The sequence below is a fragment of the Pseudomonas mendocina genome, from assembly GCF_003008615.1.
In the GTDB taxonomy this organism is placed as follows: domain Bacteria; phylum Pseudomonadota; class Gammaproteobacteria; order Pseudomonadales; family Pseudomonadaceae; genus Aquipseudomonas; species Aquipseudomonas mendocina_C.
Genome location: NZ_CP027657.1, coordinates 492,749 through 512,826 on the forward strand (window position 1 = coordinate 492,749; position 20,078 = coordinate 512,826).

General features: G+C 63.9%; 19 protein-coding genes. 10 read left to right on the plus strand and 9 right to left on the minus strand.

What is annotated here, in order from left to right; all coding sequences use genetic code 11:
* Positions 1-70 precede the first annotated feature (70 nt).
* The 4 genes from C7A17_RS02355 to C7A17_RS02370 all read left to right on the plus strand — a co-directional run bounded on the left by C7A17_RS02355 (position 71) and on the right by C7A17_RS02370 (position 4,180).
* Positions 71-313, plus strand: coding sequence for a hypothetical protein (locus tag C7A17_RS02355; protein WP_106736498.1), 243 nt, complete (start codon positions 71-73; stop codon positions 311-313).
* Entirely contained in the window at positions 306-608 is a 303-nt protein-coding gene (locus C7A17_RS02360) for a LasR-specific antiactivator QslA (protein WP_106736499.1), read from the plus strand. The genes C7A17_RS02355 and C7A17_RS02360 overlap by 8 nt, the downstream gene beginning before the upstream one ends.
* A gap of 207 nt (positions 609-815) precedes the next feature.
* A complete protein-coding gene (locus tag C7A17_RS02365; protein WP_106736500.1) occupies positions 816-3,233 on the plus strand; it encodes a glucose/quinate/shikimate family membrane-bound PQQ-dependent dehydrogenase in 2,418 nt (805 codons plus the stop codon).
* A 497-nt stretch (positions 3,234-3,730) separates the two neighbouring features.
* On the plus strand, positions 3,731-4,180 hold the full coding sequence (locus tag C7A17_RS02370; RefSeq protein WP_106736501.1) for a carboxymuconolactone decarboxylase family protein: 450 nt from the start codon (positions 3,731-3,733) through the stop codon (positions 4,178-4,180).
* A gap of 49 nt (positions 4,181-4,229) precedes the next feature.
* On the opposite strand, the gene C7A17_RS02375 is transcribed toward C7A17_RS02370, so the two are convergent.
* Positions 4,230-5,396 (minus strand): MFS transporter, encoded by a 1,167-nt coding sequence (locus C7A17_RS02375; RefSeq protein WP_106736502.1) that lies wholly within the window; start codon positions 5,394-5,396, stop codon positions 4,230-4,232.
* A gap of 95 nt (positions 5,397-5,491) precedes the next feature.
* Here C7A17_RS02375 and C7A17_RS02380 point away from each other — a divergent pair, with 95 nt between their 5' ends.
* Both C7A17_RS02380 and C7A17_RS02385 read left to right on the plus strand, forming a co-directional pair.
* Positions 5,492-6,385: a LysR family transcriptional regulator gene (locus C7A17_RS02380; RefSeq protein ID WP_106736503.1), complete on the plus strand. Its 894-nt coding sequence runs from the start codon at positions 5,492-5,494 to the stop codon at positions 6,383-6,385.
* A 178-nt stretch (positions 6,386-6,563) separates the two neighbouring features.
* On the plus strand, positions 6,564-7,175 hold the full coding sequence (locus C7A17_RS02385; RefSeq protein WP_106736504.1) for a helix-turn-helix transcriptional regulator: 612 nt from the start codon (positions 6,564-6,566) through the stop codon (positions 7,173-7,175).
* On the opposite strand, the gene C7A17_RS02390 is transcribed toward C7A17_RS02385, so the two are convergent.
* Together C7A17_RS02390 and C7A17_RS02395 are read right to left on the minus strand one after the other, a co-directional pair.
* Entirely contained in the window at positions 7,153-8,130 is a 978-nt protein-coding gene (locus C7A17_RS02390; protein WP_106736505.1) for an ornithine cyclodeaminase family protein, read from the minus strand. The two genes, C7A17_RS02385 and C7A17_RS02390, sit on opposite strands and share 23 nt — an antisense overlap.
* On the minus strand, positions 8,127-9,104 hold the full coding sequence (locus tag C7A17_RS02395; RefSeq protein WP_106736506.1) for a threonine/serine dehydratase: 978 nt from the start codon (positions 9,102-9,104) through the stop codon (positions 8,127-8,129). Before C7A17_RS02395 ends, C7A17_RS02390 begins: the two co-directional genes overlap by 4 nt.
* 321 nt (positions 9,105-9,425) lie before the next feature.
* Here C7A17_RS02395 and C7A17_RS02400 point away from each other — a divergent pair, with 321 nt between their 5' ends.
* Together C7A17_RS02400 and C7A17_RS02405 are read left to right on the plus strand one after the other, a co-directional pair.
* Positions 9,426-10,022 carry an NAD(P)H-dependent oxidoreductase gene (locus tag C7A17_RS02400; RefSeq protein ID WP_106736507.1) on the plus strand — a complete coding sequence of 199 codons (597 nt, stop codon included), beginning with the start codon at positions 9,426-9,428 and terminating at the stop codon, positions 10,020-10,022.
* 23 nt (positions 10,023-10,045) lie between these two features.
* Positions 10,046-10,645 carry a TetR/AcrR family transcriptional regulator gene (locus C7A17_RS02405; protein ID WP_106736508.1) on the plus strand — a complete coding sequence of 200 codons (600 nt, stop codon included), beginning with the start codon at positions 10,046-10,048 and terminating at the stop codon, positions 10,643-10,645.
* Between the two features lie 109 nt (positions 10,646-10,754).
* Here C7A17_RS02405 and C7A17_RS02410 read toward each other — a convergent pair whose 3' ends face one another.
* The gene (locus C7A17_RS02410; protein WP_106736509.1) at positions 10,755-12,059 is read right to left on the minus strand and encodes a CitMHS family transporter; all 1,305 of its coding nucleotides are present in this window, start codon (positions 12,057-12,059) and stop codon (positions 10,755-10,757) included.
* 434 nt (positions 12,060-12,493) lie between these two features.
* Complete coding sequence (locus tag C7A17_RS02415) at positions 12,494-12,997, minus strand: MarR family winged helix-turn-helix transcriptional regulator (RefSeq protein ID WP_106736510.1); 504 nt, start codon at positions 12,995-12,997, stop codon at positions 12,494-12,496.
* An 85-nt stretch (positions 12,998-13,082) separates the two neighbouring features.
* Between C7A17_RS02415 and C7A17_RS02420 the strand changes: the two genes are divergently transcribed.
* Both C7A17_RS02420 and C7A17_RS02425 read left to right on the plus strand, forming a co-directional pair.
* Positions 13,083-13,985, plus strand: coding sequence for a DMT family transporter (locus tag C7A17_RS02420; RefSeq protein ID WP_106736511.1), 903 nt, complete (start codon positions 13,083-13,085; stop codon positions 13,983-13,985).
* The gene (locus tag C7A17_RS02425; RefSeq protein ID WP_106736512.1) at positions 13,982-15,151 is read left to right on the plus strand and encodes a cyanate transporter; all 1,170 of its coding nucleotides are present in this window, start codon (positions 13,982-13,984) and stop codon (positions 15,149-15,151) included. The genes C7A17_RS02420 and C7A17_RS02425 overlap by 4 nt, the downstream gene beginning before the upstream one ends.
* 126 nt (positions 15,152-15,277) lie before the next feature.
* Here C7A17_RS02425 and glyA read toward each other — a convergent pair whose 3' ends face one another.
* From glyA to C7A17_RS02445, 4 genes are all read right to left on the minus strand, one after another.
* Positions 15,278-16,549: a serine hydroxymethyltransferase gene (gene glyA / locus C7A17_RS02430; protein ID WP_106736513.1), complete on the minus strand. Its 1,272-nt coding sequence runs from the start codon at positions 16,547-16,549 to the stop codon at positions 15,278-15,280.
* Positions 16,550-16,743: 194 nt separating this feature from the next.
* Positions 16,744-17,916: an aspartate aminotransferase family protein gene (locus tag C7A17_RS02435; RefSeq protein ID WP_106736514.1), complete on the minus strand. Its 1,173-nt coding sequence runs from the start codon at positions 17,914-17,916 to the stop codon at positions 16,744-16,746.
* A gap of 43 nt (positions 17,917-17,959) precedes the next feature.
* On the minus strand, positions 17,960-18,769 hold the full coding sequence (locus C7A17_RS02440) for a YggS family pyridoxal phosphate-dependent enzyme (RefSeq protein WP_106736515.1): 810 nt from the start codon (positions 18,767-18,769) through the stop codon (positions 17,960-17,962).
* Positions 18,769-20,010 (minus strand): benzoate/H(+) symporter BenE family transporter, encoded by a 1,242-nt coding sequence (locus C7A17_RS02445; RefSeq protein ID WP_106736516.1) that lies wholly within the window; start codon positions 20,008-20,010, stop codon positions 18,769-18,771. The genes C7A17_RS02440 and C7A17_RS02445 overlap by 1 nt, the downstream gene beginning before the upstream one ends.
* Between the last annotated feature and the right edge of the window lie 68 nt (positions 20,011-20,078).

Here is a 20,078-nt window from a genome sequence, read left to right on the forward strand (position 1 = left end):
CCCCCTTTTACCCAAGGGCTCCGCCCTGGGCTGCTGGCTGTTGTGCCGACTTCCGCTGTGGAGGTGTTGCATGACCAAGTCTGAATCCGTCGTTATCCCCTTCCCTACGCCACGCAATCCCTTGCACAGCTTTGTCGCGGACGAGTGTCCGTTGCAGGCAGCAGCCGAGTATCGGGCGGCATTGTTGGCCAAACTATTGCGGCGAATGCCGGAACCTGAGTTGGCCAATAGCACCAGTGCGCTGCTGAGCGAGTTGATCGTGCTCTACCGCCGAGCCATCGCTCAGGCATCCGGGAGGGCAGCCCATGATTGAACTGCAAAGGCACCTCACCCACCTGCCCGCCCATGACGGGCAACCGTCTGCCAACTTCGGCTGGAACGCAGATTGCCAGGCGAGCTTCGGCCACGGCGTGCAAACCGCTCAGGCCTGGCTGGACGACGCCAACAGCGGCTGGCTATGGGCCAATCTGTTGCTGGAGCGCCAGCTGTATCCGCCGGGTGCTCAGCGCCATGCCTTCGAGCTGGGCTTTCTCAGCCGCATCCACCAACGCTTGTGCTCACCGTTGGGCGGCGGGCATCAGGCCTTACGGACGGAATTGCGCTTGTGACGACAGAGGCGAGGGCATGCCCTCGCCTCTTCGCAGCAGCAAGCTACGCTGGTAGAACCAGGCGGGAATTGCGCTCGAACACAGCCATGCTGCTGGCTGGCAGGCCATGCGAGCGTCCAATAATCGAACATAACTTTCCCGTGAACCGGCTAATTGATTAGCAAGCTAAGATTATAATGGGGCGACTCAAACAGCGAGATACTTGCCATGAAGAAACAACCGCAGGCCTCCGGCCTCAGCAGGTTCATCCTGATCGGTCTGGGCGCCGTCATTGCCCTGCTCGGCCTCGCCCTGGCCGCTGGTGGCGTTCGTCTGATCGGCCTAGGCGGCAGCGCGTATTTCCTTATCGGCGGCCTGGCCATGACCCTCTCTGGTCTGCTGATTGCCCTGCGCAAACCGGTCGGCGCCTGGCTGTTCGCCGCCTTCCTCATCGGCACCGCCGTGTGGGCCGTCCTCGACACGGATCGCAGCTTCTGGCCGATGTTCTCGCGCCTGTTCATGTTCAGCGTGATCGGCCTGGTAGTGGCACTGGTCTACCCGACGCTGGTGCGCGCTGCCGGTGGTAACGCCGGGCGCGGCGCCTATGGCGTGGCCGGGGTAATGGCGATTGCCCTGGCCTGGGCAGTGGGCAACATGTTCGTTCCCCACCCCAGCGTGGCGGACACCGGCAACGGCCCAGGCCTGACTCCGGTTGACCCAGCCCACGCGCAAAAGGACTGGGCGCACTACGGCAATACCGAGGGTGGCAGCCGCTTCGCCGCACTGGATCAGATCAACCGTGGCAACGTCGACCAGTTGCAGGTCGCCTGGACTTACCGCACTGGCGATGTCGCCCAGAGCGACGGCAACGGTGCCGAAGACCAGCTCACGCCGCTGCAGATCGGCGACAAGGTGTTTATCTGCACCCCGCACAACAACCTGATCGCGCTGGATGCCGATACCGGCAAGGAACTCTGGAAGAACGAGATCAACGCGCAGTCCAAGGTCTGGCAGCGCTGCCGTGGCCTGGCCTACTTCGACGCCACTCAGCCGGTCGCCCAGCCGAGCCAGCCGGACAGCTCGCCGGTGATCGCCGTCAACGTGCCGGCCGGCGCCAACTGCCAGCGTCGCCTGCTGACCAACACCATCGATGCCCGCCTGATCGCGGTCGATGCCGACACCGGCGAGTTCTGCCAGGGCTTCGGCGACAACGGCCAGGTCGACCTCAAGGCCGGCCTCGGTGACGTGCCGGACTCCTACTACCAGCTCTCCTCGGCGCCGCTGATGGCCGGCACCACCGTGGTGGTCGGCGGCCGCGTAGCGGACAACGTGCAGACCGACATGCCCGGCGGCGTGATCCGTGGTTTCGACGTCATCACCGGCGCCATGCGCTGGGCCTTCGACCCGGGCAACCCCGAAGACAAACAGGCGCCGGCCGACGGCAGCACCTATGTGCGCAGCACCCCCAATAGCTGGGCGCCGATGTCCTACGATGCGGCGATGAACACGGTGTTCCTGCCCATGGGCAGCTCCTCCACCGACCTCTACGGGGCCGAGCGCACCGAGCTGAACCACAAGTACGGCGCCTCGGTGCTGGCCGTCGACGCCAGCACTGGCGCCGAGAAGTGGGTCTACCAGACCGTGCACAACGACCTCTGGGACTTCGACCTGCCGATGCAGCCAAGCCTGATCGACTTCACCAAGAGCGACGGCCAGAGCGTTCCCGCGCTGGTGATCGGCACCAAGGCCGGGCAGATCTACGTGCTCGACCGCGCCACCGGCAAGCCGCTGACCAAGGTCGAGGAAGTCCCGGTCAAGTCTGCCGGCATCCCCAACGAGCAGTACTCGCTGACCCAGCCAAAATCCGTAGGCATGCCGCAGATCGGCGCACAGACCCTGACCGAGTCGGACATGTGGGGCGCCACGCCGTATGACCAGATGCTGTGCCGTATCAACTTCAAGCAGATGCGCTACGACGGCCTCTATACCGCTCCTGGCACCGACCTGTCGCTGAGCTTCCCGGGTTCGCTGGGTGGCATGAACTGGGGCAGCCTGTCCACCGACCCGGTGCACGGCTTCATCTTCGTCAATGACATGCGCCTGGGCCTATGGATTCAGATGCAGCCGCAGCAGAAAGACGCCAAGACCGCTGGCGGCGGTGAAGCACTGAACACCGGCATGGGCGCGGTGCCGCTCAAGGGCACGCCGTATGCGGTGAACAAGAACCGCTTCCTCTCGGTGGCCGGCATCCCCTGCCAGGCGCCGCCCTACGGCACCCTGACCGCCATCGACATGAAGACCCAGCAGATTGCCTGGCAAGTACCGGTCGGCACCGTCGAGGACACCGGCCCGCTGGGCATCCGCATGCATCTGCCGATCCCCATCGGCCTGCCGACCCTTGGTGGCACGCTGTCGACCCAGGGCGGCCTGGTGTTCATCGCCGGCACCCAGGACTTCTACCTGCGCGCCTTCGACAGCAGCAACGGTGCGGAAATCTGGAAAGCTCGCCTGCCCGTCGGCAGCCAGGGCGGCCCGATGACCTACGTCTCGCCGAAAACCGGCAAGCAGTACGTCGTCATCACCGCAGGCGGAGCCCGCCAGTCGCCAGACCGCGGCGACTACGTGATGGCCTACGCCCTGCCCTGACGAAAACGCCCGCCAAACGGCGGGCGCTCCCTCCCCGGCGCGGTAACAGCTGTGCCGAATCAGGCAGACGTAGGACGGATCGGAACGCCGACCACTCGTGGCGTTAGCGAACAGTCCACCGATCCATGCCAAACCTGGCAACACGCGATCGCTCGAAATTCCATTGGCGTACTGCTTCGCGACGACTGCATGGATGCAGGAGGTAGAGCGACGCAGGATGCTAAAGCCGAGTACGCCCTACGCTCTAGCGGCCTCGCCCCAAATCATCACCGCTCCCACCTGGGAGATCGCCAGATAGCCCGCCCCTGCCTTGAGCACCGTACCGCCCAACACCGAAGCCTGGCTGGGCACAACCTCGGCGGTTGCCATCATGCGATGGAGATGCCGCAAAAGTGGATCACTCATAAAGCCTTTAATTGGATCAATACCTTGATCCTCTTAGTTGTCTTAATGGGGCAACGCCTTACTGATTCCACATCCTCAAAGGGTATTGCTCCATGAATCGTATTAACTGGTTTGAGGCATCAGCCGGTGCAGCTAAAGCACTGGGAGGTCTGCACCATTTCGTCACCACCGGAACAAACCTGCCGCCTCAACTCATCCATCTCGTGTTCTTGCGGGCGTCACAGATCAATGGATGCGCGCACTGCATCGATATCCATTCACGGGATCTGATCAAGGGAGGTATGTCAGTAGAAAAACTCGTGCTGGTGCCTGTCTGGCATGAGGCCGCGGATCTGTTTTCTGAGCAGGAACGCTCCGCTTTGGCCTGGACGGAAGAAGTGACCTTGGTCAGTGAGACGCATGTTTCCGACGCAGCTTATGCCGCAGTATCGTCCGCATTCACCCCGAAAGACCTGGTCGACCTTACGGCGGCTATCGCAGCCATGAACGCTTTCAACCGTATGGGCGTCAGCTTTCGCTTGAGTCCTGCTGCGAAGGCGTAAACCGAAAAGGGGTGGATCATTAATCCGCCCCTTTCCAATTGCCGCTCTCTTAGATCGCCGCAGCTGCCACTGCCCTGGAACGCCAGGCAAACCCCAGCACCATCAGCAGTCCCAGCCCCGCCATCGCCGCACCGGCCAGGGAGATCGCCGGGTAGCCCAGCCCTGCCTTGATCACCGCACCGCCCAGTGCCGCGCCGATGGCGTTACCCAGGTTGAAGGCACCGATATTCACTGCCGAGGCCAGGTTGGGTGCGGCCTTGGCCGCCTCCATCACGCGCATCTGTAGCGGCGGTACGATGGCGAAGCTGGCGATGCCCCAGATCAGGATGGCCACGGCGGCGGGCAGCGGCCAGCGCATCAGCACGGTGAAGGCCAGCAAGACCAGAATCAGAGTACCCAGCGAGACGATCAGAGTGCGGTCGACGGAGCGATCCGCCGCCTTGCCGCCCCACACGTTGCCCAGCGTCAGGCCGATGCCGTACAGCACCAACATGGCGGTGATGAAGGCGGTGGAGGCCTGGGTCTCGCTGCTGAGGATCGGCGCGATATAGGTGAACACGGTGAACATCGCGCTGGAACCGATCACGGTCAGGGCCAGCGCTGCCAGCACCGGACCACGGCCCAGCACGCGGATTTCAGCCAGTACGCCGTCGCTCTTCGGCAGCGGCACATTGGGCAGCGCGAACCACAGCGAGAGCATCGCCAGCACACCGAGGCCGGTGATGCCCCAGAACGCCGTGCGCCAGCCAAACACCTCACCGAACCAGGCCGCCAGCGGCACACCGCCGATGGTCGCCAGGGTCAGGCCCATGAACATGGCCGCCACCGCCCCCGCACGTTTGTCTGGTGCGACCACGCTGGCAGCGACGATGGAGCCGACGCCGAAGAAGGCGCCGTGGTTGAGCGAGGTCACCACCCGGGCGATCAGCAGGCTGGTGTAGTCAGTCGCCAGGGCCGACATCAGGTTGCCCAGGGTGAAGATGGCCATCAGCCCGATCAGCAGATAGCGCCGAGGAATCTTGCCGGTGGTCAGGGTCATCAGTGGTGCGCCGAGCAACACGCCCAGCGCATAGGCGCTGACCAGCAGGCCGGCGGCGGGAATGGAAACGCCGAGATCGCTGGCGATACCCGGCAACATGCCCATGGGGGCGAACTCGGTGACACCGATGCCGAAGGCACCGATGGCGAGTGCAACGAGTGGTGGATTGATACGCATGGAAAGTCTCCTCATCTATGCCGCGAATGCTACGATCCAGCCTTTACCGGCGGTAGATGGCTTTTCTGGCAAACACCTTTGCTTACGGAGCACAAATGGACATAGGCGGCAGATCAGGCGACATGGTGGTGTTCGCCACCGTGGCGGAGGAAGGCAGCCTGTCGGCCGCTGCACGCGCACTGGGGCTGACACCCTCGGCAGTCAGCCGGATCATCGCGCGCACCGAGCAGCGCCTCGGCACCCGCCTGCTGTTGCGTACCACCCGCGCGATCACCTTCACCGCCGAGGGTGAGGCGTACCTGCGCGGTGCCCGGCGCATCCTCGCCGACATGGCCGAGGTCGAAGAAGCCATCGCCGACCAGGGCGTGCCTCGGGGTCGCTTGCGCGTCAGTGCTGCGCTCGGTCACGGGCGGCTGGCCATCGTGCCGCTGGTAGCCGCATTCAGCGCGCGTTACCCGAACATCACCGTCGACCTCAGCCTGGGCGACGAAGTGGTCGACATTCTCGGTGGCCAGGCTGACGTGGCCGTGCGCTTCGGCCATCTGCCGGACAGCCCGTTGACCGCCCGCAAGGTCGGCGAAACCGGCCAGGTGGTGGTGGCCTCCCCCGACTACCTGCAGCGCCACGGCACGCCGCAGCAACCGGAAGACCTGCTGCAACACAACTGCCTGCGCTTCAACTTCCGCCGCGCCGAACCCAACTGGCCGTTCATCCGTGACGGCAAGGAATTCTCTCTGAAGGTCTGCGGCAATATCGAATGCAGCAGCGGCGAAGCGCTCGCGCAGTTCGCCCGGGTCGGCGCTGGCATCGCGCGCATCGGCGAATTCAGCGTGGCAGAGGATCTGCAACGCGGCGATCTGGTGCCGCTGCTGCAAACCTGGAACCCCGGTGACCGGGAGCCGATTCATGCGGTGTTCGTTGGCGGCTCGGCCATGCCGGCGCGCGTACGGGTGTTCGTGGATTTCCTGCTGGAGCATCACCGGATATGAGGGCGTCGCGCGCTGCCTCGCCAACCTCCGCCAGGCGTCGCCAGCAAACACCTGTGAAGCCGGCTGCACGCAAGGCTTGACCGGCAATCAAGCTGGTATGATCGCAGCCGTGCGCTCAAGCACCCGCCATCCGTGCCCGCCACGGATGCCTATGGAACGGCCATCGAATCGCTGATCAATGAACAAGTTCGACAATTACAAAGCCATTGCCGACAGCATCGCCACGCTGCTTTTTCCTCATGCGGAGGTCGTCATCCACGACCTGGCCAGCCAGACGGTCGCGCACATCGCCAACAACACTTCCAAGCGCAAACTCGGTGACGAGTCGGCGCTGGAAGACCTGGCGCAAGACATCATCTCGGCGTCCAACCTCGGGCCCTACGAGAAGCTGAACTGGAACGGCCAGAAGGTGCGCTCGATCAGCAGCGTGCTGCGCAATGACCAGGGCGAGCCCGAGGCGCTGATGTGCATCAACCTCAACCTGTCGGTGCTCGACCAGGCGCGTGAAGCGCTCGATGCGTTCTTCCAGATGAGCCGCATCATTCCCCAGCCGGACGCCCTCTTCCGCGATGACTGGCAGGAGCGGATCAACACCTTTCTGCACAGCTGGCTACGCGACAGGCAGCTGTCTCTCGGTGCGCTGAACCAGAAGCACAAGAAGGAGCTGATCGAGGCGCTTTTCAAGGAAGGCGCGTTCGATGGGCGCAGCGCGGCAGACTACGTCGCCAATGTGCTGAACATGGGCCGCGCGACGGTCTACAAATACCTCAAGGCCCTGCGCGCCGCCTGATAGCAGGCAGCGTCATGACAGACTGGAGCGCGCAAAGCGCGATCTGCGCATCCTGCACGGCGACCCCGGTCAGGTCGACCAGGGTGATTTCATCGTCGCTCGTGCGCCCGGCAATTCGCCCGTCCAGCAAGGCGCCGATTTCACCCAGTTGCGCCTCCTCGATCAGCCCTGCCTTCAAGGCGTGGGACACCTCGCCGTACTGACGGCATTGCACGATTGAATCCACGATGATGCGATCGGCCCGCGCGACCAGCAGCGGGTCGAGTTCCTGCTTGCCCGGCGCATCCGCACCGACTGCGGTGATATGCGTACCCGGCCTGATCCACTCATTGTCGAGAAGCGCTGCGCGCGATGGCGTGGTGCAGACGATCAGGTTGGCGCCCTCCGCCACCCGCCGTGGTTCCGTGGTGGTGTGAACGTCGAATCCGAGCGCACAGGCGAACGCGCTGTACGACTCCAGCGCGGCCTCGCTGCGGCCCCAGACGATCACCTTGCGGCACGCGGTAACCGGCAGCAGTTGTTCGAGTTGCATGCGGGCCTGCATTCCCGTGCCGAGAATGCCGATGGCATGCACCTCACGCGGCGCCAGAAGTCGTGCCGCGATGCGCCCAGCCAGTGCCGTGCGCATGCAGGTGAGCCAGCCTTGATCCTGCAACAGTGCAAGCGGCTGACCGTTGCTGGCCGACAGCACCAGCACCAAGCCGTCGTTGCTCTCCAGCCCTTTGCTGGGGTTGTCGTAGAACCCGGTTGAAACCTTGACGGTGAAGGTTTCGCTGCCCTCTACGAAGGCGGATTTGACGCAGCAATCGCCGTTCGCACCGGTGAAGGCGAAGGTTTGCACCGGAGGCACCTGCACCTTGCCATTGGAGAACGCGACGAAGCCTTCTTCGATCCACTGCACCGCCAGGTCTAGGTCGATGTGGGCAACGATTTGCTGCTTGTCGACGATCCTCACGCCAACGCTCCGAGGAATTTCTCGAGGGTGATATTGCGTCCGCAAATCACTACAGCGACTCGCTTGCCACGATACTCCGGCGCGAGTTTCTGCATCGCCGCCACGGCAACGCCAGCCGCCCCTTCGATGATCCAACGCTCGCTGGCGGCCACATCACGCATGGCTGCCTTGATCTCCTGTTCGGAAACCAGCACGGTGCGATCCAGAAGCTGCTGGCACAGCGCGAAGGTGATGCTGCCGGGCTCGACGCCTCCGGCGGTGCCATCGGACAGGGTCTCGCCCTCCTCCATTTCAATGAGCGCCCCGGCCTCCAGCGACTTCTGCAGCGTCGGGGCAACGGCAGGCCAGCAGCCGATGATCTGCGTCGATGGGCTCAGCCAGTTGAGTGCAGTGGCGATGCCAGAAATCATGCCGCCGCCACCCACGGCGACGAACACCGCATCCAGTTGCTCGGCCTGCTCATGCAGCTCCATACCGATGGTGCCTTGACCCGCGATGACCTGGGCATCGTTGTAGGGCGACACGAACGGTTTGCCCTGGAGCTCGGCCTGGCGCGCGGCTTCGAGTTCGACACTCAGCGGATCCGTATCCAGGCTCACCACCTCTGCGCCCTGCGCACGGATGGCGTCGAGTTTGACCCGCGAAGCCGTGGCGGTCGTGTAGACAGTGACCGGCACGCCCAACGTCTTGCCAGCCAGCGCGAGCGCCTGCCCGTGATTGCCGGACGACGCCGTGATCACCCCGGATTGGCGCTGCACCTCGGGTAGCAGACGGATCTTGTTGCTGGCACCGCGAAACTTGAACGACCCGGTGTGCTGCAGGTGCTCGCACTTGAGATGAACCTCGCAGCCCGTCATCGCGGAAAGCGCAGCACTGTGAATCAGCGGAGTAACCGCCACCTGCGGCCGCAGCGCGACATGCGCCTGGCTGATCGCCTCGAAGAGCTGCTGCAGGTAGGTATCGTCGAGTTGCATCTGGAACCTCTAACGTCAGAAATGATGAAACGGTTGCCCGTTCTGGCCCTTGCTCAAAAGCGGCGCGCCGGCGCTGTCGCTCCCGCCTGGAACAGGACGGCGTGACGAGACAGGCGGTGTGAGCTCAACAGTTCACAGCTGCGCCAATATAAAATACAAGTCTACAGTAGACTTTTATTCCACAAACAACAAGATCACTGCTTGAGGCAGTTCCGCCCTGGCTCGACAACCTACCAATGGTAAGTTACTTTTAGTAGGTAATGACTCGCCGACGCTATTTCGCTCAGCGAGCCGCTAACCGTCCCTACTGGAGAGCCAACCATGCACAGCCTGATCGTCGTCGCCCACCCCAATCCCAATTCACTGACCCACGCCATTGCTCAGCGCGTCGCAGCAGGCATCACCAGTGCCAACCCGCACCACACCTTCGAGCTGGCCGACCTGGCCGAGGAAGGTTTCGACCCGCGCTTCAATCAGGCGGATCAGGCGTTGTTCACGAAGCAGGCAGCAGCACCCGCCGATGTCGCAGCCGAGCAACAGCGGCTGGATCGTGCCGACGCCCTGGTGATCGTCTACCCGATCTACTGGTGGTCGTTCCCCGCCTTGCTAAAGGGCTGGATCGATCGCGTATTCGCCCAGGGTTGGGCCTATGAGGACAGTGACAACGGCAAGGTGGTGAAGAAACTGCAACGCCTGCAGGTTCATCTGGTTGCCATCGGTGGTGCCGATGAAGGCACCTTCACCCGACACGGCTACGCTCCCGCGATGAAGACCCAGATCGACCATGGGATTTTCGATTACTGCGGTGCAAGCGTGCGCAGCTCCTCCGTGCTATTGGCTTCGGATGCCGGTTACCCGGCGGCCCATCTGGAGACTGCACAGAAGATCGGTGCTGGCGTATTCGCTTCCCAGCCCTGAGTCGGAGTGGGACAATCGGGCGCATGACCTCGCCTACTTCCACGCCCTCGCGCCGACGCCTCCCCCGAGAAGCCCGCACTCGCCAGTTGCTGGAAACGTCGTGGACGCTGATCCGCGATGAGGGCACGGACGCTCTCACCCTCGGCCGCCTAGCCGAGGCTGCGGGCATCACCAAGCCGGTGGTCTATGACCACTTCGGCACCCGCAATGGCCTGCTGGCCGCGCTTTACGAAGACTACGACATTCGGCAAACCGCCCTCTTCGATGCCGCTGTCGCAGCCGCCAAGCCCACCGTGCAGGACAAGGCCCGCGTCATTGCCAGCGCGTATGTCGACTGCGTACTGACCCAGGGGCGCGAGATCCAGGGAGTACTGGCTGCACTCAGCGGCTCGCCCGAGCTGGCCGCAGTCAAGCGTCAGTACCAGGAGGCCTTCATCAAGAAGTGTGCCGGGATATTCGCGCCTTTCGCCGGGCCAGAGGGCGTTTCGACAGCCAGCCTGTGGGCGATGCTGGGGGCCGCCGACGCCCTGTCGGATGCCGCAGTCGTGGGCGACATCACCGAGGCACAGGCCAAGGAAGAACTGCGCCTGACCATCCTGGGAATGGTTCAGCGCAGCAACTAAGGCCCCACCATAAGCGGCTCAGCACCTGTAATCGCCCTCGCCACACCCAGCAGAAACACGAACGCCCGCATAGGCGGGCGTTTGTGTTCAAGCAGACAACCGCAATCAATCAACTGCTGATGAAGGGAAACACGCCCAGCAACAGAGCCGCCGCCAGAATCACCATGCACACCATCACCGCCCATTTTAGGGTGAAGCGTTGCAGGTCGCCGAACTCGATCTTGGCCAGGCCGATCAGCAGGTAGGTGGACGGCACCAGTGGGCTGAGCAGGTGCACCGGCTGGCCAACGATGGAGGCGCGAGCCATTTCCACGGCGCTGATGCCGTAGCTGGACGCTGCCTGGTTCAGCACCGGCAGGATGCCGTAGTAGAAGGCATCGTTGGACATGAAGAAGGTGAACGGCATGCTCACCAGCGCGGTGATCACCGCCAGGTGCGGGCCGAGTGCCTCGGGGATGACCGCCAGCAGGCTCTTGGACATCGCCTCGACCATGCCGGTGCCGCTGAGGATGCCGGTGAAGATACCCGCCGCGAAGATCAACCCGACCACCGCCAGGACATTGCCGGCATGCGCCGCGATGCGCTCCTTCTGCTGTTGTAGGCAGGGGTAGTTGATGATCATGGCGATACTGAAAGCGATCATGAACAGCACCGGCATCGGCAGCAGGCCGGCGATCAGAGTGGTCATCAGCACCACGGTGAGGATGGCATTGATCCACAGCAGCTTCGGCCTGCGCGCCTCGGGAAACTGCGACACGCTGATCTCTTCCTGAGTGAGCTGATCGTCCGGCAGATGCAGCACGCCCAGGCGCTTGCGCTCGCGCAGGCCGTAGAGATACGCGACGCCGAACAGTGCGATGGCGCCGATGACCATGCCCGGAATCATCGGCACGAAGACATCGGACGGGTCGACATGCAGGGCACTGGCGGCACGTGCGGTCGGGCCGCCCCAGGGCGTCATGTTCATGATGCCGCCAGCCATGATGATCAGACCGGCCATGATGGTCGGACTCATTTTCAGGCGACTGTACAGCGGCAGCATGGCGCCGACACAGATCATGTAGGTGGTCGAGCCGTCGCCATCCAGGGAGACGATCAGCGCCAGGGCCACGGTGCCGACCGCGACCTTCAGCGGGTCGCCCTTGACCAGTTTGAGGATCAGGCGCACGGGCGGATCGAACAGCCCGGAGTCGATCATGATGGCGAAGTAGAGGATGGCGAACATCAGCATCACGCCGGTGGGCGCGAGCTTGCTGATGCCTTCGAGCATCATCGGGCCGATCTGGTTGGCGAAGCCACCGATCAGCGCGAAAAGGATGGGGATGATGATCAGGGCAATCAGCGCCGACAGGCGTTTGCTCATGATCAGGTACATGAAGGTCGAGACCATGGCGAAGCCAAGGAATGTGAGCATGGGATTCTCCGGACGTGATTCGGCTGGATGCGAGGGCGATCAGCGAGGGTTGCTGGACGAACGAACGGAGAGAGGGAACGCGAGGCCTGTCAGAGGCATGGATGTGTACCGTTTTGTTCTTGTTGGTAATGGTCGGCCGCCTGGGCGGTCACGACGCGGTGGCAGGTCTGCGCCCGCCATGGGCAAGAACATAGGCGTGGAAGCTTTCTGGCAGCTTTCATCACGAAGCTGTCACAAAAAATTCATATTTAGCGATTCGCGCGCTGCACGGGCTTGCAGGCGTGTACGGGGATGACGCGCCTCTCATCCCGCATTGGCGCGCTACAGCAACAGGTAAGGATGCCCATGTCGCGGCTAAAGTCCCTCCCACGAACATGGCACTCCAACGGTCATCTGCCAGAACGGCGTATACCCTGCGACACAAGGTTCCGCGCTCACGCCCCATCCCGCGGAGCCAGCCCCGCCAGCAGCTTGCCATTCAATTCATGCAACGTGCGCTGCTCCTCGGCGGTCAATCCTGAGAGCACTCGCTGCAGGTTGGCCACATGGGCGGCGAGCATGTTGTCGATCAGTTCGAAACCAGCCGGCGTCAGCGCCACCAGCACGCCACGGCGATCGCTCGGGTGCTTGCGGCGCTCGATCAACCCGGCTTTCTCCAGGCGGTCGATGCGACTGGTCATACCACCGGAGGAAATCATCGCGCTCTCGTACAACGTGGTCGGCATCAGGGCATAGGGTTCGCCCGATCTGCGCAGGGTCGCGAGCAGGTCGAACTCGCCGGCCTGCAGGCCATGCTCGGCGAAGAATGGCAGCAGGTGATCACGGCTGATCAACTGGCTCAGCTCGCCCAGGCGCCCGATCACGGCCATGGAAAAACCGTCCAGATCGGGTCGTTGTTGCTGCCATTGCTCGGCAGCCAGTTGCGCACGGTCTTGCATGTCGCCCTCGATTTATCTTGCCATCAAGATACTTTTCAAAAAGAATGTTGCCATCGTAACGTATCCACACCAGGGAGGCACCCGCATGTCGGGCAATCAATATCGACCACTTCTGGCACTGGCCTTGTTGTTCACGGTCGGCGCGCTGATGGGGCTGACCAGCATCCTGGTCAAGCTTGCCGGCAACGCGGGCTGGCAACCGATGGCCTATCTGCTGTGGAGCCTGCTCGGTGGTGGTCTGCTGCTGTTGCTGTTCGCCTGGTGGCGTGGCGAGCGGCCTGGCATGAGCCTGCCGCAACAGCGCTACTACCTCGCCTCTGGCCTGCTCAGCATTGCCGTGCCGAACGCTTTGCTGTTCAGCTCCATCAGCCATGTCGGCGCCGGTTTCGCCTCGATGTGCCTGGCCTTCCCGCCCTTGTTCACCTACCTGCTGGCCCTGGCGCTGCGCATGGAGGCGCTCAGCCGCATCCGCCTGCTGGGCATCTGCATCGGTCTGTCCGGCAGCTTGCTGCTGGCGCTGGGCAAGCTGCACGGCGGCAGCAGTCCGGTTCTGTGGGTGATAGCAGCGCTGTGCGTGCCGGTGTTCCTCGCGCTGGGCAATATCTATCGCGCCCGCTACTGGCCGAGCGGTGCCACGCCACTGTCGCTGGCTCCCGGCATGCTGCTCGGCGGCGCCGTGCTGCTGGTGCCGACCGCCCTGCTCGGGGTCGACTTTTCCCTCCAGCTGAACAGTGCCATGGCCGTCGGCCTGCTGCTGGCGCAGATGCTGCTGTTCGCGACGGTCTACGCGCTGTTCTTCGTTCTGCAGAACCTGGCTGGCACGGTGTTTCTCAGCCAGATCGGCTCGGTGGCGGCGATCACCGGTGCTGTCATCGCCATCGGCCTGCTCGGTGAACAGGGCAGCCTGAGCCTGCTGCTGGCAGCGCTGTGTATCGTCGTCAGCGTACTGCTGGTGGCCTGGCGCGGCGCGCAGGAGGCACAAGCATGAAGCGCCAGACCTTGCTGCTGATCGCCATCGTCCTGCTCGGCCTGAACCTGCGCCCGGTGCTGGCGGCCATCGGGCCACTGCTCGACCGTATCCAGCTCGACACAGGGCTGGATCATATCGGCGCCAGCCTGCTGACCAGCCTGCCGGTCGTCATCATGGGCCTCGGCGCTCTGGCCGCTGGTCTGCTGCGTAAACGCCTGGGCGAGCGCAACGGGATTCTCGTCGGCGTGCTGCTGATCGCCCTCGCCTGCCTGGCGCGCGGCGTGCTGCCCGATTCCAGCATCCTGATCGTCACCGCATTGCTGGCCGGCGCGGGGATCGCCTTCGTGCAAGCGCTGTTGCCGGGCCTGATCAAGTCGCGCTTTGCTGCGGACAGCGGCCGGCTGATCGGTTTCTACAGCTGCGCGATCATGGGGGGCGCGGCCTTCGGTGCGGCGCTGACGCCCTGGCTGGCACAGTCGATAGGATGGTCGTGGGCACTGGCGAGCTGGACATTGCCCGCCCTGCTCGCTGCAGCAGTCTGGCGCCGCGCAGCACCGGCGGATGCCTTGGCGGCATCAGGCAACGTGCCGCATCTGGATGTCTGGCGCTCGCCCAGAGCCTGGCTGCTGATGAGCTTCTTCGGCATCGGTACCGCCGGCTACACGCTGGTACTGGCCTGGCTGCCGCCCTACTACACCGCGCTGGGCTGGAGTGCGCAGTCCAGCGGTCTGCTGCTGGCTGCGCTGACGCTCTGCGAAGTATTCGCCGGCCTGCTGGCATCGAGCCTGCTGCCGCGCTGCCCGGATCGGCGCGTGTTGCTGGGCGTGGTATTGCTTGCGCTGCTGACAGGCCTGCTCGGCCTGATGCTCGCACCGCTGCAATTGGTGGTACCGATCTGCATGCTGCTAGGTATCGGCATCGGTGCACTGTTTCCGCTGTCGCTGGTAGTGGCCCAGGATCACCTGGACGACCCACGCCAGACTGGCGACCTGCTGGCCTTCGTGCAAGGCGGCGGCTACCTGATCGCCGCCACCGCACCATTCCTGGCAGGCCTGCTACGCCAGTACACCGCCGACCTGCGCCTGAGCTGGCTGGCAATGGCCGCCGCCACCCTGGTACTGATGGGCATGGCAACGCAGTTCAAGCCAGGCAGCGGACGCTTCCATACACGGCCCCCTGCCTAAAATGTAAGGCGGACTCAGCATGTAGGGCGGACTCAGGAGCGAAGCGAACAGTCCGCCTGTAAACCAAAGGCGTACTGCTTCGCGAGTACGCCCTACGGCCGCTCCCTTCGCCCGCCCTGAGTGCCGCTAGCGATAAACCGGAAAGCGTCGGCACAGTTCCGTCACGTCCTGGCGCACCCGGTCACGCACTTCCATTTGCGCTTCGCCACCCACCTCGAGCGCATCCAGCACATCACATAGCCAGCCGGCCAGGCGTCCGCATTCGGCAATACCGAAGCCGCGCGTGGTCACGGCTGGCGTGCCGATGCGCAGCCCCGAAGTCACGAACGGCGAGCGCGGGTCGTTGGGCACCGAGTTCTTGTTGGCGGTGATATGCGCATCGCTCAGCGCCGCATCCGCCTCCTTGCCGGTGTAAGGCTTGTCGGACAGGTCGATCAGCATCAGGTGGTTGTCGGTGCCGCCCGAGACGATGCGATAACCACGCTGCTGCAGCACGGCGGCCATGGCCCGGGCGTTGCTGACCACCTGGCGCTGATATGCCTTGAACTCGGGCAGCAGCGCCTCCTTGAAGGCTATCGCCTTGGCGGCGATGACGTGCATCAGCGGCCCACCCTGGATACCAGGGAATACCGCCGAATCGAGCCGTTTGTAGAAATCCTCGCCCTGCCCCTTGGCCAGGATGATGCCGCCGCGCGGGCCGCGCAGGGTCTTGTGGGTGGTGCTGGTAACCACATGGGCATGCGGCAGCGGGCTGGGGTATTCACCGGCGGCCACCAGGCCGGCGACATGCGCCATGTCCACCCAGAAGATCGCGCCTACCTTGTCGGCGATGGCGCGCATGCGTGCCCAATCCTTGTAGCGCGAATAGGCGGAGAAGCCGCCGATCAGCATCTTCGGCCGGGTCTCCAGGGCGATGCGCTCCATCTCGTCGTAGTCGATCAGACCGGTCTCGGGGTCGAGGCCATAGGGCACGATGCGATAGTGGCGCCCGGAGAAGTTGGACGGATTGCCATGCGTCAGGTGGCCGCCCTGCGCCAGGTTCATGCCCATCACGGTATCGCCTGGATTGGTCAACGCCAGGAATACCGCCGCATTGGCCTGGGCCCCGGCGTGCGGCTGGACGTTGGCGTAGTCGCAATCGAACAACGCCTTGAGCCGTTCGACGGCCAGACGCTCGGCCACGTCCACATGCTCGCAGCCGCTGTAGTAGCGCTTGCCGGGGTAGCCTTCGGCGTACTTGTTGGTGAACACCGAGTTCTGCATCGCCATGACCAGCGGGCTGGCGTAGTTCTCGGAGGCGATCAGCTCGACGTGATCCTCCTGGCGGCCTTCTTCGAGGCGCACGGCCTCGGCCAGTTCGGGGTCGAAATCGGCCAGGCTCAGAGCGGTGTCATACATGGGGGTCATTTCCTGTGCGGGTTAAAAAATTGAGCGGTTTGATCAGCACGCCAAAGGCGTACTGCTTCGCGACGACTGCATGGATGCAGGAGGTAGAGCGACGCAGGATGCTAAAGCCGAGTACGCCCTACGCGACTAGCCCCAAACACCTCGTAGGGCGGGCTCAGGAGCGCCAGCGAACAGCCCGCCAAAATCTAAGCCAGCAGCCGAGCGACACGCCGCGCGATCTCGTCGATCTGCGCCTCGCTGCAGATCAGCGGCGGCAGCAGGCGAATCGTGCTGTCACGGGTGACGGTGATCAGCAGGCGCTGTTCGGGAAGCGCCCGTCCCACCAGTTCCTTGCACGGCCTGTTAAGTTCGATGCCGACCATCAGCCCCTGCCCTCGGATGGCAATGACCTCGGGGTGATCGCCCAGCGCCTTTTGCAAGCGCCCGAGCAGGCGGTCACCCAGTACAGCGGCGCGCTCCGGCAGGTGCTCGCGCTGCATGATCTCGAGCACGCTGTAAGCCACCCGGCACGCCATGGGATTTCCGCCGAAAGTGGAGCCGTGCAGGCCCGGAGAGAACAGATCAGCTGCCGCCCCGCGCGCCAGGCAGGCGCCAATCGGCACACCATTACCCAGGGCCTTGGCCAGGGTCATCACGTCGGCGCTGATACCTGCATGCTGATGGCCGAACCAGGCGCCTGTGCGCCCCATGCCTGACTGAATTTCATCGACCATCAACAGCCAGCCATGCTGATCGCACAGGGCCCGCAGCTCGCGCAGGTAGGCGATGCTGGCGACGCGGATGCCGCCCTCGCCCTGCACCGGTTCGAGCAGCACCGCCACGATGTCCGGGTGCCGTTCGGCGGCCTGGCGCACGGCCTCGATATCGTCGTAGGGCACACGCACGAAGCCATCGAGCAGGGGCTCGAAACCGGCCTGCTTCGCCGGGTTGCCCGAGGCGGACAGCGTGCCGAGGGTGCGCCCATGAAAACCGTTGTCCATCACCAGAATCTTCGGTTGGGCGACGCCGCGACGCTGGCCATGCAGGCGTGCCAACTTGAGGGCCGCCTCGTTGGCCTCAGCGCCCGAGTTGCAGAAGAAGACGCGCTGCATCCCGGTCAACGCGCACAGGCGCTCGCCCAGCCGTTCCTGCCAGTCGATACGGAAGACGTTGGAGGTGTGCAGCAGCATCCCCGCCTGCTCGGCGATGACCGCCGCGATCTCTGGGTGAGCATGGCCCAGGCTGGTGACAGCCACGCCGGCGATGGCATCGAGGTACTCGACGCCCTCTTCATCCCATAGCAGCGCCCCGCTGCCGCGAACGAAGGACACCGGTTGGCGGGCATAGGCGCGCATCAGATGAGAATGGGCAGCAGGCATGGATCGAACCTCGATTCGGGACGGTGGAAGAATGGGGAAAGCGTCATGGCTGTTCATCGGATACAGCGCCTGGCCAGTAGTGGCTGTCCGGCAACGGGCGGGCACCGAAGATCGCCTGGCCGACGCGCACTACCGTGGCGCCCTCCTCGATGGCGATCTCGAAATCGCCGGACATGCCCATCGACAGCGCATCCAGCTCGACGCCAGCAGGTGCGACCTGACGCAACTGGTCACGCAGGGTGCGTAAACGGATGAAGCACTGGCGCACCCGCTCGGCCTCGCTGGAGAACAGCGCCAGCGTCATCAACCCGCGTATGCGCAATGCGGAGAACGCCGGCAGTGCCTGAAGGAAGGCCGCTACATCGTCCGGAGCCAGGCCGTACTTGCTGGCTTCGCCGGAGCTGTTGACCTGCACGAACACGTCCAGCGAACGCCCCTCGATCTGCAGACGACGATCCAGTGCCTCGGCCAGACGCAGACTGTCCAGTGCCTGGAACTCCGTGGCGAAGCGCGCCACCAGCTTGGTCTTGTTGGTTTGCAGATGGCCGATGACCGACCATTGCAGATCGGCCAGATCCTGCATGGCCTGCCACTTGCCATGGGCCTCCTGCACCTTGTTCTCGCCGAACATCCGGCAACCGGCGGCATAGGCCATACGCAGGCTGGTTTCGGGCTTGGTCTTGCTCACCGGCAGCAGGCGCACCGTGGCCGGGTCGCGATCGACACGCCGGCAAGCCGCCTCGATACGCCGCTGCACCTCGGCCAGGTTGTGGCGAAAATCCTCGACCGAAACGGCCTCGGGATAGCGCCCGTGGTTGTCGTGGTGAGTCGCTGTCGCGCCAGGTACCGGCATCAGTTCGCCCCCTTGTTCAAGGGCAGCTCTGCCGCCGTGGGCTGCGCCACGGGTTGCGACCAGCGGGCATTGAGTACGGCGTAAGCCAGCAAGCCGATCACCAGCCCCCAGAACGCACCGCCGATGCCCAGCAGGTTGATGTTGGCGGCCGCCGCCAGAAAGGTGATCAGCGATGCCTCGCGGGTCTTCGCATCGATCATGGCGCTGGCCAGGCTGCCGCCGATGGTGCCGAGCAGTGCCAGGCCGGCCAGCGTGCTGATAAAGGTCGCCGGAAACGCCATGAACACCGCCGCAAGGGTGACGCCGAATACGCCGACCAGGATGTACAGCACCCCGGCAGCGATACCGGCGATCCAGCGTTTGGAGGAGTCTTCGTGAGCCTCACGCCCGGTACAGATGGCCGCGGTGATTGCAGCGAGATTGAAGGCGTGCGAGCCGAATGGTGCCATCAACAAGGAACCGAGCCCGGTGATGGTGACGATGGGATTGGCGCTGGTGGTGAAACCATCGTTGCGCAACACCAGCATGCCGGGCATGTATTGCCCGGTCAGGGTGATCAGGAACAGTGGCAGCGCCACGCTCAGCAGCGCGTTGAGCGAAAACGCCGGCATGGTGAACACCGGCGCCGCCAGTGTCAGGCTCACTGCCGACAGGTCGACACGCGCCTGCAACAGTAGAAAGGCCAGGCCCAGCAACAGGATGCCGACCACCGCATAACGGCCGCTGAAACGCTTGAATACCAGGTAGACGATGATCAACAGCCCAGCCAGCAACGGGTCGAGGCTGACACTGGCAAACGCACCGATGCCGAACTGCAGCAGGATGCCCGCCAGCAAACCAGCCGCCACGCCTGGCGGAATCAGGCGGATGACCCGCTCGAACCAGCCCGACAAGCCCAGCAGGACGAAGGCCGCCGCCGAGATCAGGTAGGCACCCACGGCCTCGGCGTAAGGCGTGGTCGCCAGCGCCGTCACCAGAAATGCCGCGGCAGGCGTCGACCAGGCGGTGATGATCGGCGCTCGGGCAATCCAGCTCAGTAGGATGCCCGTCACGCCCACACCAATGGAGATCGACCACACCCAGGAAGCCGTCAGCTCAGGACTGAGGCCTGCCACCTTGGCAGCCTGGAACACCAGAATGAAGGTGCCGCCGTAGTTGACGATGACCGAGATCAGCCCCGCCACGACGGGATGGGTGAGATCGCCAAAGCGGATGGACGAAGACGAAGGATTGGCAGACATGGCCTGACAAGGACTCCTGAAAGAATGGGGAGAAGGCTTGCGAGGCACCGTTATAGGCCTAGAATGGC